Raw genomic sequence first — 12339 nt, 5'->3', positions numbered from 1 at the left:
CCACAAAATGAAGTAATGAAAGATCAGAGCACTTTCGCCCGGATAAACAGTCGCTTTGAAACGAAAAACCGCTTGAGGTTCCGACCCTGGGACCTCGGATGAAACTTTACAGACAAGTGGCAAGTACCCGCGCGAGCTTCTGCGCGCGCGGATCCATCAAAACGTATGGCCCAAGGGTATTTGTCACAAAACCAAACGCGGCATCATGCTCAGGGTCAGCAAAACCGATGGAGCCGCCCGCACCTGGATGACCGAATGCACGAGGACCGAGTCCGTAGGTAGCGTTGGGTACGTCCGGTTGATCAAGCATGCAGCCGAGGCCAAAACGAGTCTGGGTCAACAAGGTCTTGTCTTCGCCGAGGCTTTGTTCGCGGGTCAGCTCTTCGAGCATGTCGCTTTCGAGCAAGCTGCCGTCGAGCAAACCGGCATAAAAACCGGCCAGGCTGCGCGCATTGCCGTGGCCATTGGCCGCCGGTTGCTGCATCCGTCGCCATTCCGGTTTGTTGGTGCTGGTGAGCACCGATGGCGGGTTGGTAAAAGCGCGGGTGGTCATGGCGGTTGGTTCGCGCAGGGTCACTTGCAGCAGGCGTTGCGCGGCGGCATCGCCAGCATTGCCCTTGCCGCGGGCAATGTGCGCCACGCGGTGGAATTCTTCGTCAGCCAGACCGACGTGGAAATCCAGGCCCAACGGCTTGGCCACTCGCGCTACGATGGATTCGCCCGGCCCGCGACCGTCAGCGCGGCGCAGCAACTCGCCGATCAGCCAGCCGTAAGTGATTGCGGCATAACCGTGGCCAGTGCCCGGCGTCCACCATGGTGCTTCGGCCGCAAGAGCATCGACCATGGTTTGCCATTCGTAGAGTGCTTCTGGCGCCAGCAGCTCGCGCAACGCCGGCAGACCGGCCTGATGACAGAGCAATTGGCGCAGGGTCACGGATTCTTTGCCGGCGGCGGCGAATTCCGGCCAGTAGCGGGCGACCGGAACATCCAGTTGCAACTTGCCTTCGGCGACCAGTTGCAGCGCGGTGACGGCGGTAAAGGTTTTGGTGCAGGAGAACAGGTTGGCGATGGTGTCGCTATGCCAGGCTTCAGCACCATCCTTGTCGGCGGTACCGGACCAGAGGTCGAGGACGGTTTCTCCACCGACCTGAATGCACAGGGCTGCGCCGCGTTCCTGGGGATCGTCGAACAGTGCGGCAAAGGCTTCGCGCACCGCTTCGAATTGAAGCTCGTAATGTCCCTGAATCTGCACCCGCAACTCCCCCGCGAAAACGCTCTACAAAGTGGCCCGCATTGTTCCAGCCCCAGAGGGATTTGGGAACAGCTGCGGGCCGGACGGTTATTTCAGAATTTCGCTGAGGCGGCTGACGCCTTCGCGAGCAGGCTCGCTCCCACACTGAATCTGTGTATCACGGAAGATCTCCTGTGGGAGCGAGCCTGCTCCGGGCGGCGTTCCGACGAAGAACGATGACGCGGTGGCTCAGGACTCAGTGACCATTGCCGGAATGCCCACCGGCATGCCCTGCCCCCGGCCCTTTTCCGGCCTCGCCTTTGCGGCCGCCCTCAGCCTCATGCCCCGCTGCGGCGGCCGCTTTCTCAGCCTCTTTGCCAAGCTGATCAATCGCCTGCAAATTGCTCTTGCGCACCGTTTCGACAAACCCCTGATACGGCAGATCCGTCACCCCGACCAGACCGAAATGACCGTTCTCGCCATCCAGCAAACGCCCGGTCACCGGTTGATCGAGATACTGGAACCAATGCACGCCGACAATCGACGGTTCGCTCAAGGCCTGCTTGAGGAAGTTGGCGTACGCCGGTCCGCGATCTTCTTCCTTGGCCACTTGCGTGACGCCGCCCCAGAACGGGCCGCGATCCGCTGAGCCAAAGTTGAATTCGGTGATCAATACCGGTTTGTCCAAAGCGCCCAGCGCGGCAAAGTCGTAACCGTCTTGTGGTTTCAGCGTGTACATGTTGAAGCTCAGCACATCGCAATACTGCGCGCAGGACGCCACAGCTTCCGGCGTGCTGATGGCGAAGCGGCCGCCGAGCAGCAACTGGTTGGGCGCGTGCCATTTCAGCGAGTCGGAGATGGTTTTGAAGTAAGTGTCGGCGAAGACTTTCTGGAAATATTTGAAGTCCGCCTCGATTTCCGGGTGCTCGGGGTTCGGCAGCGGTGGCACAAAACCCGGATCTTCCATCAATTCCCACGCGGGCAGATCAATGCCCCACGCTTTCGACAGCCCGGCCTGATTGCGGTACTTGTCGCGCAGTTGCTTAAGGAACGCACGCTTGGCCGGTACGTCGGTGGTCATTTTCAGCGTACCGTAGGCCAGTGCATAACGGGATTTCGCGTCATCACCGGGGCCGGCCCAGGCCAGTTCGTTGTCGGCGTAGTAGCCGATCAGCCACGGATCGTCGCGGTGATCGCGGGCGGCAATGGCGACGGCGCGCTCGGTGGCCATGGCGAAACGCGGATCGAACGGATCCGGCATCCCGCCCCACCAGTCGCTGCCGGTGCTGATGCTGGTGTAGTCGCCGACGATCGACAGCGGCAAGGTGTACGGCACGCGCTCGGCATCGGTCAGCGAATCGGCACTCCAGTTGCCGACCGTGTTGAAGCCCCAGGCTTGCAAGCGATCAAGCGTGTGGCTGGCCCACTGTTGCTCATCGACAGTGGCCGCGCACGGCTCGGCCGCTTTTTCTGTCGTTATTTGTACAGTTTCAGTCTTGGCTGCTTCAGCGACACCGGACTTCGGCTCGGCAGGGGCAGGGGCAGGCTCGGCGGCTTGAACGGCGGCCGTTTCAGCGGCTGCAGACTTGGCCGCCTCTGCTACTCCGGACTTGCTCTCACTGGTCGCTTTGCACGGCTCACCGAACACGCGCTGCAGGTTGGCACCGTAGAAGTCATACCAGCGCCCGTTGCCATAACCCCGGCCCTGATCAACACCATTGCCGCCGCGGTTGTCGCCTTCGCCAAAGTGTCTGGCCAAAGGTTCATCAGACTTAGGCAGGGATTCAAACATGTCCTCACGACCGGCCACGTAGGTCTGGTTGACCTTGGGGCTGACGGTGTTCACGCCCAACGAGTAAAACGGATGACCTTCAGGCGTGACCAGATACCAGCGGCCATCACGTTTTTCAGTGCGGAAGAACCCGCTGGCCTTGAAGGCTGGACCCTTGTTCCAGCCACCGAACTTGTCCAGCGAAGTCTTTTCACGCTCGGCCAGCCAGGTTTTCAGTTGTTGCTGTTCCTTGGCGGCGGCGGATTTCAGTTGCTCGTCGTTGCTGATCTTTTCCGGCCACTTGCTGCGGGTCGACTGCCCGTACGCATCGACCAGATTGCCGTAAACGGCCTGGGTGACCGATTCGCCGTCCTGCACACCGAAACGCTCCAGCAGCAAACTCTGGGCGACTTTCGGCTGATCCAAAGACAAGCTCACCGAAACCACTTGACTGCGATCGATCTCACCGCTGCTGCTGGCCAGCAGGATCCGCTGACCATCGACCGTCATCGGCATCGGCGGCCCGGCTTTCATCCCCTGACTCAGCGGCGTCGACGCGACCAGCGGTACCAACAGGGTTTGCGCAGGGCCGGCCGGCAGGTCGACGCGACTGACCAGTGTCCGACCGTCGTTGCTCTGAATCTGCACGTAGACCGTCACCGCCCAGTCCATTGCGCTCTGCAACCGCAGGGTCATCATGCCCGACTGCGACCAGTCCCACGCACCGGTCTGCGGCGTCAGACGCAAGGTCGGACGGGCCACCGGATTGAACGTCACCCGGCGCAGCACTTCGCCCTCAGGCGTTTGCTCGGCGTTGGCTTGCGGCAGATCAGCGTTTTCGGTGGCGATTTTCACCACGTCGGCAGGACGGACAAAGTTGAACAGGGTCTGCTGACCCGCAGGCGCCGCGAACAGCGGCGTGGCGAAGATCAAGGCAAATACGGCGGGCAACGAACGGCGGATCATAAGAACGGAGTTCTCCCTAACGACCAACAATGGCCAATGGAAAAGCGATGGCAGAGAGATAGACAACACGGCGGGCAAAACTGCCCACCGTTGTCTCAGGATATTTCACGACGGAAGGGAGGCAACGCATTGAGGATCGCCTTGCCGTAGCGCTGGGTGACCAGCCGCCGATCCAGCAAAGTGATGGTGCCGCGGTCTTCTTCGGTCCGCAGCAGACGCCCGCAAGCCTGCACCAGCTTCAGCGAAGCATCGGGAACGGAGATTTCCATGAACGGATTGCCACCACGGGCCTCGATCCACTCCGACAACGCCGCTTCGACCGGATCGTCCGGGACCGAGAACGGGATCTTGGCGATCACCACGTGTTCGCAGTACGCGCCCGGCAAGTCGACACCTTCGGCAAAACTGGCGAGACCGAACAGCACGCTGGAATCACCGCCATCGACCCGCGCCTTGTGCTTGTTCAGGGTTTCCTGTTTCGACAGGTTGCCTTGAATGAACACCTGCTTGCGCCAGTCGCGGTCGAGGCCGTCGAACACGTCCTGCATTTGTTTGCGCGATGAGAACAGCACCAGGGTGCCACGCGAGCCTTCAACCAGATCCGGCAGCTCACGGATGATCGCCGCCGTATGAGCAGCAGCATCGCGTGGATCGGCCTTCAGATCCGGCACGCGCAACACACCGGCATCGGCGTGATGGAACGGGCTCGGCACCACCGCGGTGACGGCTTTTTTCGGCAGACCGGCGCGCATGCGGAAGCGGTCGAAGGTGCCCAGCGCGGTCAGCGTCGCCGACGTTACGAGGCAACCGTAAGCGACATTCCACAGGCTGCGGCGCAAGGTTTCCGCCGCCAGAATCGGGCTGGCATTGACCTCAATATCGAACAGCGAGCCGCTTTCAGCGAGGGTCAGCCAACGCGCCATCGGTGGGCTGTCTTCCGGGTCTTCGGCGGTGAACGCGGTCCACAGTTCCCAATTGCCGGAGGCGCGGGACAACAGGCTGCCGAACAGCGGATACCACTCTTCAGCCTGATTGCTGGCGATGCCGATGTTGACCTCACCGTCCATGCCTTCCTTGAGCAGGTCGGTCAGGCGCGTGAACAGATCGTTGAGGCGCGAAAAGCCTTTTTTCAGCTCGATGCCCATTTCGCGCATGTGCTCGGGAATCACCCCCGCGACGAAACGATGGCGCGGACGCTCACGGCCCTCGACGTCTTCGCCGGGCTTGAAGTCGGCGACCTGCTCGCAGGCGCTGAACATGAACTGCTGCTGCGCCTTGATTTCCCGCGCCAGCTCCGGCACTTGTTCGATCAGTTTGCCAAGATCGCCCGGCAGCGGATGCTGGGCCAGCAGCTTGGTCAGGTTCTTGGCGGTGGTTTCCAGCCAGTCGGCAGTGGAACGCAGGCGCGTGTAGTGAGCGAAGTGGCCGATGGCCTTGTCCGGCAGGTGGTGACCTTCGTCGAACACATAAATGGTATCGCGCGGATCGGGAAGCACCGCACCGCCGCCCAGCGCCAGATCAGCCAGGACCATATCGTGGTTGGTGACGATCACGTCGACCTTGCCCATGCCTTCGCGGGCCTTGTAGAAGGCGCACTGGCCGAAGTTCGGGCAATGGCGGTTGGTGCACTGGCTGTGATCGGTGGTCAGGCGCGCCCAGTCGGCGTCTTCCAGCGCATTGGGCCAACTGTCGCGGTCGCCGTCCCATTTATTGCCGGCAAGCTTCTCGATCATGCTGGTGAACAGCTTCTGACTGGCCTCATCGACCTCGATCTTGAAGCCTTCTTCTTCGAACAGCTGCGCGGTGGCGGTTTGCGCGTGGCCTTCCTGCAGCAACATGTCGAGCTTGGACAGGCACATGTAGCGACCGCGGCCCTTGGCCAGGGCGAAGGTGAAATTCAGCCCGCTGTTGCGCATCAGGTCGGGCAAATCCTTGTAGACGATCTGCTCTTGCAGCGCGACGGTCGCGGTGGCGATCACCAGGCGTTTGCCGGCCAGTTTCGCGGTCGGGATCGCCGCCAGGCTGTAGGCCACGGTCTTGCCGGTACCGGTGCCGGCTTCCACCGCAACAATTGCGGGGTCGCCACTGCGCCGGCCTTCGTCGTCGGTGTCGATATCCCCGAGGACTTTGGCGATTTCAGCGATCATCAGGCGCTGGCCGTAACGCGGCTTGAGGCTCTTGGCCTCTAGAAAACGCGAGTAGGCGCCCTGGATCGTGGTTTTGAGTTCAGTGCTGATCATGGATTGTCGGGCGCAAAAAACGCTGGATAAATTTTCAGTGGTTTCGGATGGCGGCTATCATACCCCGCTAATTAATCCCGCGCAGAACGGAGTGCCCCAATGACACCTTTTAGCCTCGTTTACCCCCTGCATGTGCTGTCCGCCCTGGTCTGGGTCGGCGGCATGTTTTTCGCCTGGATGGTCCTGCGCCCCGCGGCTGTGAAGGCCCTCGACGGTCCTGCTCGACTGACCCTGTGGGTGGAAGTGTTTCAAGGTTTTTTTCGCTGGGTCTGGGTCGCGGTGATCCTGTTGCCGATCAGCGGCGTGGGGATGCTGCATTTGCAGCAGGTCGGGTTTGAGACCGCGCCGAAGTATGTGCAGGTGATGATGGGCTTGTATGTGGTGATGACGGCACTGTTTATCCGCATTCAGGGGTTGATGCTGCCGGAGTTGCGTAAAGCGGTGGAAGCGAAGGACTGGCCGGCGGGTGCGGCAGTGTTAGGGCGGATTCGGCGGATGGTGGGGCTTAACTTGATTGTGGGGTTGGTGCTGGTGGCGATTGCGGCGGCTCGGCCGATGATCTGAAAATCAAAAGCCCCTCACCCTAGCCCTCTCCCAGAGAGAGAGGGGACTGAGTGGGGGATATTGAAGAGATACGCCGACTTGAGAGATTCGCTTTGAATCCATAATCGACTGGTTTTTTCAGGTCGATGGATGGCCTGAATCATCTCGGTCGGCTCCCTCTCCCTCCGGGAGAGGGTTGGGGTGAGGGTAAAACGTTCAGAGGCGCTGCACAGTCACAGCGCCCGCCGCCCCTACAGGCCCAGGCTGTCCATCCACCCCCGCCTTGCCATTCTTGCCGCCATCGGCGCGATACACCAGGCAGCCCTTGGACTGGCCGCCCTTCCCTGCTTTACCGCCAACACCCGCCGGGCCACCGTTGCCACCCGCCACGTTGACCTTGATCAGCTCAGCCGGAAACTCGCGCGGCACTTCCAGCCGCACTAGCGCACCCGGTGCACCCGGTTGGCCGTCACTACCATTACTGCCATCAAAACCATGCCCGGCCGCGCCATAAGTACAGCCCGGGTCTTCACCATTCCCGCCATCGAGGCCGACAAAACCCGGCGCGCCGGTGCCACCACGGGCATCGACCAGCAACTGCGGCGCGTTCAACGCCTTGAATTGCAGATTCAGATTGCGCCCCGCACGGGCGGCTTTTTCATAGGTCCCCGGCGCTCCGCGCGCGGTGATCTGGCTGCCTTCGCTGAGCTCGGCACGCGCCACTTTCAATTCCAATGCCTGTTCAGCCGGAACGATGGCGATTCGCGCTTCATGGCCAAGGCGCAGCTCACCGACATTCAACTCGGTCACGTTGGCAGGAATCAGCAACGTGCCGTAATCGGCCACTTCCAGTTTTTCCAGCTGCAACGTGCTGGCCGTGTTGGGCAAACGCATCAGCGAGTTGGTTTCGACACTGACCACTTGGGCACAAGCCAATGGGCTGATGAATGCAGCGAGCAAGCAGAGTTTACGCATGGGAAGAAGCCTCCGGAGCGGCCGGGGCCGGGATGGTTTGCAGGTGGAATACGCCGAACAGCAGGATGCGGCCGCGGTCACGCCAAGGGTGGGGGCGACCTTTGAGGCTGCGGTTGCACAGCAGCACTTCGAGCAGATGGATCAGCAACAGCAGACCGCCGGCCAGATTGACCAGCAGATGCAGCGGATGTACGAACGGCACCAGTTGATTGACCAGCACCACGCAGCAGAACAGCAGGGTCAACAACCGCCCCAGCCCCCAGAACACTTTCATACGCCCCCCGTGTTGCGAATTATTCTTTGGGCGCACAGTAACGGCTTCTGCGGGGGATAAGCCAGAGGGATAAATGAAAAAATTTCGATCGCCTGCCAAATGGCTGCCGAAACGACGCTGATCGTCGCCCGGCAGCTCTAGCCTGCGCCCTACAGACGCGTCCTAACGATTGATGTGCAACTCCACACGACGGTTCTGCGCGCGCCCTTCATCGGTGGCGTTATCGGCGACCGGCTCGCTTTCGCCGCGACCTTCGCTGGTGAGTTTGTTCGGCGCCAGGCCCTGGCTCAGCAGATAAGCGGCGACACTGCTTGCACGCCGTTCCGACAATGCCTGGTTGTAGGCATCCGACCCTTTGCTGTCGGTGTGTCCGATGACCTTGATGCTCACCACGTCGGCATTGCGCAGTTTGTCCATCAGCGTATCGAGCTGGGCTTTGGCAGCCGGGGTCAGGTCGGACTTGTCGAAATCGAACAGCACGTTGCCGGCATCGCTGAGGGTAATGACCTCAGTTTGCGGTACAGGCTCCGGCACTTTTTCCGTGACCGGGTACTGTGGCAGCGGGCAACCACGGTGATCGACCGGGGTATTTTCCGGGGTGTCCGGGCAACGGTCGCGGCGGTCGAACACGCCATCGCCGTCTTCATCGCCGTCCTGGGCATAACAGATCAGTCCGCCGGCAAGAATCCCCAGCGCTGCGCCGCCGCCAGCCCAGCCGCCACTTTCAATGGCGCCAAGACCGCCACCGACCAGCCCGCCGATAAGGCTGCAGATCGGCCACGTACGTTGATTGAGGGGTGCAGTGCCATCGCTGTGGGTGGCGCAACCGGTGAGCAAGCTGCCTAGCAGTAGCACCGGCAAGACGGACCTTGAGAAAACAGTCATTGTGAAAGCTCCTGTGTCACCGGCCCATACCGGTTACACAGGAGTAAAGACCCGCATCCGCGACTGCACAAGCCGCGGATGCGAGAGGGGCTTAACGCTGGATTTTGATTTCGGTACGACGGTTTTGCGCGCGACCGTCAGCGGTTTTGTTATCGGCAACAGGCTGGCTTTCACCCAGACCGGACACCGAAACGAAGCTGGCGCGCGGCACACCTTGCTGGATCAGGTAGTCCACAACCGAGTGCGCACGACGATCCGATAGCTTTTTGTTGTAGGCATCGCTGCCGACGCTGTCGGTATGACCGGTCACGGTCAGTTGCGCCGTCGAGGATTCCTGTTTCAGGCGGGTGGCGACCTTGTCGAGTACTTGCTTGTCAGGGCCGGTCAGCGTGGCTTTGTCGAACTGGAAGTGCACATCACGGATAACAATGGTTTCTTCCTTGACCACTACAGCTTCTTCGACCACGGGTGCAGGCGCTGGTGGAGGGCAACCGTCAGCGTCGACCTGTACGCCTTTAGGCGTGCCTGGGCACTTGTCGCGACTGTCCGGCACACCATCGCCGTCTTCGTCGCCATCACCGTGCACCCAGCAATAGGCTGCTGCGGTACCACCGACCAGCAACGCGCCGTAGCCGGCCCATGCCGAACTTTCCGTCGCGCCGAGACCGGCACCGACAACACCACCGACCGCCGCACAGGTCGGCCAGTCGGTTTTCTGCAAACCTGCACAACCCGTCAACACACTGGTTAGCAGAATCAAAGGTAATGCTGTCCGAACTATGCTCATCTGGTTTTCTCCTGAGGGATCGGCTTAGAACCGATTCAGGGAGTAAAGACCGGAGTTTTAATCTCCGCCAGCAATAGGCCACCGCTGTTTGCGAGCGTGTTCACAGGACTTCGGCACATTTGCCGCAAAGGGGGCGAAACAGGGCCCTTTGCCGCTGCAGTCAGGCAGGCTAGTCTTGGCGGTCTGATTGAGGAGCCTTGATGAACGTCGCCATTTCTTCCCGCACGCCGCAACAGGCGTTGGCCGCTTTGCTGGATCGCTACGCCCCGGCGCGTCTGCTGCTGATCGGCGCCAGCGAGTTTCCGGCCCTGAGCGCCTTTAAAGAGGCGCACCCGGACACCGTCGTCGCCCACGCTGCACCGGGCGCACTGCCTGCTGAACTGGCTGCACAGCGTTTCGATCTGGCGCTGGTGGTCGATTGTCTGGAACATTTGCCCAAGCGCGACGGCCTGAACCTGTTGGGCGGGATTCGCAATCTCAACGCCAGCCGCATCGCTGTGCTGGCAGACCTGTCGGCCAGCGGCTGGCAGGAAACCGATTTCTATTCACTGGCGTTGCAAGCCAGTGAACGCTTTCAACGCGACGATCAAGTACTGACTCTGTTCACCTACGATCTGCTTGAATACAAACAAGTCCCCGACTGGCTCAATTCACGGTTCTGGGCCAATCCGGAAAACTTCGGGAAATACTGGTGGTAATGCAATGAGTACAGCCATTTGCCCTTGCGGCAGCGGCAATCTGCTGGATGCCTGCTGCGGCCATTATCACGACGGCCACCCGGCGCCATGTGCCGAAGCCCTGATGCGTTCGCGCTACAGCGCCTACGTATTGGGCCTGATCGACTATCTGGTGGCGACCACCCTGCCCGCTCAGCAAGCGGGGCTGGATCGCCAGTCGATCAGCAACTGGAGCGCACAGAGCACCTGGCTCGGCCTTGAGGTCGAGAGTTCGGAAGTGTTTGGCGGCCAGCCGGAACACGCCTTTGTCACCTTTACGGCGCGCTGGCATGACAGCCAGGGCGAACATAGCCATCGCGAGCGTTCATCGTTCGTGCAGAACGCCGGGCACTGGTACTTCATCGACCCGACGGTGCAGTTGAAACTGGGGCGCAATGACAGTTGCCCGTGCGCCAGTGGGCAGAAATTCAAGAAGTGCTGTGCGGGGTATTTCGGCGCTTAGATTCGTCGGCGACTAGACTGGGGCCAAAGGGAGTTTTACTCGATGCTCAGTCAATGGCGCACATTTCAGGTTTTCACCCTGATGCTGATCCTGAACCTCGGCGGCTGCGCGTCGTGGTTCAGCGATGACAGCGTCGATCCCACCGTGCACCTGGTGAAAGTCGAAGTGGTGCGCGCCAAACTGCTCGAACAGAAATTCATCCTGCATTTTCGCATCGACAACCCCAACGACAGCGATCTGACCGTGCGCGGCCTCGAATACCGTATTCATCTGGCGGACATGTTGCTGGCTGAGGGCGAGCATGAACACTGGTTCACCGTCGGGCCCAAGCGCAGCGCCTATTTCAAAGTGCCGATCCGCACCAACCTCTGGCCGAAGGTAAAAGACGTGGTGAAAATGCTGAAAAGTCCGAACCAGCAGATTCCCTATCGTTTGCAGGGCGAAATGGAAACCGGTTTATTCATCGCCCACTACGTGCACCTTGAGCGCAATGGCGTGATAATCCCCGCCGATTTAATTCCGGAGCAACACCGATGACCCAGCTACCTCATGTCCATGGCCCTGACTGCAACCACGATCATGACCACGACCATCATCACGAGCATGACCACGGCCACGTTCACGGCCCGAACTGCGGCCACGCCCACCAGGAACCGGTGCGCAACGCCCTGAAAGACGTCGGCCGCAACGACCCGTGCCCATGCGGCAACGGCAAGAAATTCAAGAAGTGCCACGGGGCATGATGCCCGGGGCGAAGACCCTCTTCGCCTGACCTGCCGCCTTCGCGAGCAGGCTCACTCCTACATTTGAAAGCGTCTTTCCAGATGGAATGCGATCTACTGTAGGAGTGAGCCTGCTCGCGAAGGGGCCGGCATGCGGCGAAGGTGCTCAGCCAGCCGGCAGAATCTGTGCAGCACTAACCACCGTCGCATACTCCCCCTGCAAATTCCCCAGCGACATCCCGTGCACTTCTTCAGCTGTGCGCAACGTGCCGAAATAATCGACCTTGTCGAAGGTAAAGCACGCATCCTCCACCACCCACGCATCGAACCCCAGATTGCCCGCCGTGCGCGCCGTCGACTCCACCGAGTTATTGGTCGCCACACCGACGATGATCAATTGCCCAATCCCCGCCTCACGCAGCCGCGCCTCTAACCCGGTGGCACTAAACGCATCCGGCACCTGTTTCTGAATCAGCCATTCGTCCTCCTGCGGCAAAAACCGCTGCTGAAATTCCACCCCTTCCTGCTCGGGCCAGAACACTGAATCGGGCTCACGCGACAGGTGCTGCACATGAATCACCCGACGCGCGCTACGCCGCCAAAGCCCCAACAGATCAAGGATTCGCAATTCCGCCTGAGGATTATTCCTTCGCCCCAAACGCGGCTGCAGGATGCCTTTTTGCTGGTCGATGATGATCAGTGCAGCGTTGGGCTGAAGCTCCATGGCGATTTTTCTCACGCGGGGTCATTGAATTCTGCGCAGTTC

General features: G+C 60.7%; 13 protein-coding genes. 5 read left to right on the top strand and 8 right to left on the bottom strand.

What is annotated here, in order from left to right:
* Positions 1-106: 106 nt before the first annotated feature.
* The 3 genes from ACZ0A4_RS01365 to dinG all read right to left on the bottom strand — a co-directional run bounded on the left by ACZ0A4_RS01365 (position 107) and on the right by dinG (position 6208).
* Positions 107-1252, bottom strand: coding sequence for a serine hydrolase domain-containing protein (locus tag ACZ0A4_RS01365; RefSeq protein ID WP_463572760.1), 1146 nt, complete (start codon positions 1250-1252; stop codon positions 107-109).
* Positions 1253-1487: 235 nt separating this feature from the next.
* Positions 1488-3968: a beta-galactosidase gene (locus ACZ0A4_RS01360; protein ID WP_463572759.1), complete on the bottom strand. Its 2481-nt coding sequence runs from the start codon at positions 3966-3968 to the stop codon at positions 1488-1490.
* A 95-nt stretch (positions 3969-4063) separates the two neighbouring features.
* Positions 4064-6208 (bottom strand): ATP-dependent DNA helicase DinG, encoded by a 2145-nt coding sequence (gene dinG, locus ACZ0A4_RS01355; RefSeq protein WP_273914324.1) that lies wholly within the window; start codon positions 6206-6208, stop codon positions 4064-4066.
* 99 nt (positions 6209-6307) lie between these two features.
* On the opposite strand from dinG, the gene ACZ0A4_RS01350 reads away from it, so the two are divergent.
* On the top strand, positions 6308-6772 hold the full coding sequence (locus ACZ0A4_RS01350; RefSeq protein WP_463572758.1) for a DUF2269 family protein: 465 nt from the start codon (positions 6308-6310) through the stop codon (positions 6770-6772).
* A gap of 195 nt (positions 6773-6967) precedes the next feature.
* Here the strand turns inward: ACZ0A4_RS01350 and ACZ0A4_RS01345 are convergent, their stop codons facing one another.
* From ACZ0A4_RS01345 to ACZ0A4_RS01330, 4 genes are all read right to left on the bottom strand, one after another.
* Positions 6968-7726, bottom strand: a complete 759-nt coding sequence (locus tag ACZ0A4_RS01345; protein ID WP_463572756.1) for a collagen-like protein — start codon at positions 7724-7726, stop codon at positions 6968-6970.
* Positions 7719-8000 carry a DUF1145 domain-containing protein gene (locus ACZ0A4_RS01340; protein WP_141129688.1) on the bottom strand — a complete coding sequence of 94 codons (282 nt, stop codon included), beginning with the start codon at positions 7998-8000 and terminating at the stop codon, positions 7719-7721. The genes ACZ0A4_RS01345 and ACZ0A4_RS01340 overlap by 8 nt, the downstream gene beginning before the upstream one ends.
* Before the next feature lie 162 nt (positions 8001-8162).
* A complete protein-coding gene (locus ACZ0A4_RS01335; RefSeq protein WP_463572755.1) occupies positions 8163-8885 on the bottom strand; it encodes an OmpA family protein in 723 nt (240 codons plus the stop codon).
* Between the two features lie 91 nt (positions 8886-8976).
* On the bottom strand, positions 8977-9672 hold the full coding sequence (locus ACZ0A4_RS01330) for a PA1041 family peptidoglycan-binding anchor lipoprotein (RefSeq protein ID WP_007918596.1): 696 nt from the start codon (positions 9670-9672) through the stop codon (positions 8977-8979).
* A gap of 200 nt (positions 9673-9872) precedes the next feature.
* Between ACZ0A4_RS01330 and ACZ0A4_RS01325 the strand changes: the two genes are divergently transcribed.
* From ACZ0A4_RS01325 to ACZ0A4_RS01310, 4 genes are read left to right on the top strand one after another with little or no spacing between them, the layout of a single operon-like run.
* Positions 9873-10370 (top strand): DUF6231 family protein, encoded by a 498-nt coding sequence (locus tag ACZ0A4_RS01325; RefSeq protein WP_064393086.1) that lies wholly within the window; start codon positions 9873-9875, stop codon positions 10368-10370.
* Positions 10371-10374: 4 nt separating this feature from the next.
* Positions 10375-10851, top strand: coding sequence for a YchJ family protein (locus ACZ0A4_RS01320; protein WP_463572754.1), 477 nt, complete (start codon positions 10375-10377; stop codon positions 10849-10851).
* A 42-nt stretch (positions 10852-10893) separates the two neighbouring features.
* The gene (locus ACZ0A4_RS01315) at positions 10894-11388 is read left to right on the top strand and encodes an LEA/WHy family protein (RefSeq protein WP_463572753.1); all 495 of its coding nucleotides are present in this window, start codon (positions 10894-10896) and stop codon (positions 11386-11388) included.
* On the top strand, positions 11385-11594 hold the full coding sequence (locus ACZ0A4_RS01310) for an SEC-C metal-binding domain-containing protein (protein WP_463572752.1): 210 nt from the start codon (positions 11385-11387) through the stop codon (positions 11592-11594). The genes ACZ0A4_RS01315 and ACZ0A4_RS01310 overlap by 4 nt, the downstream gene beginning before the upstream one ends.
* Positions 11595-11739: 145 nt before the next feature.
* Here the strand turns inward: ACZ0A4_RS01310 and ACZ0A4_RS01305 are convergent, their stop codons facing one another.
* The gene (locus ACZ0A4_RS01305; protein WP_463572751.1) at positions 11740-12297 is read right to left on the bottom strand and encodes a cysteine hydrolase family protein; all 558 of its coding nucleotides are present in this window, start codon (positions 12295-12297) and stop codon (positions 11740-11742) included.
* Positions 12298-12339: the final 42 nt, after the last annotated feature.

The sequence above is a fragment of the Pseudomonas sp. AC172 genome, from assembly GCF_979258595.1.
This window is presented reverse-complemented; position numbering and strand designations above follow the sequence as displayed.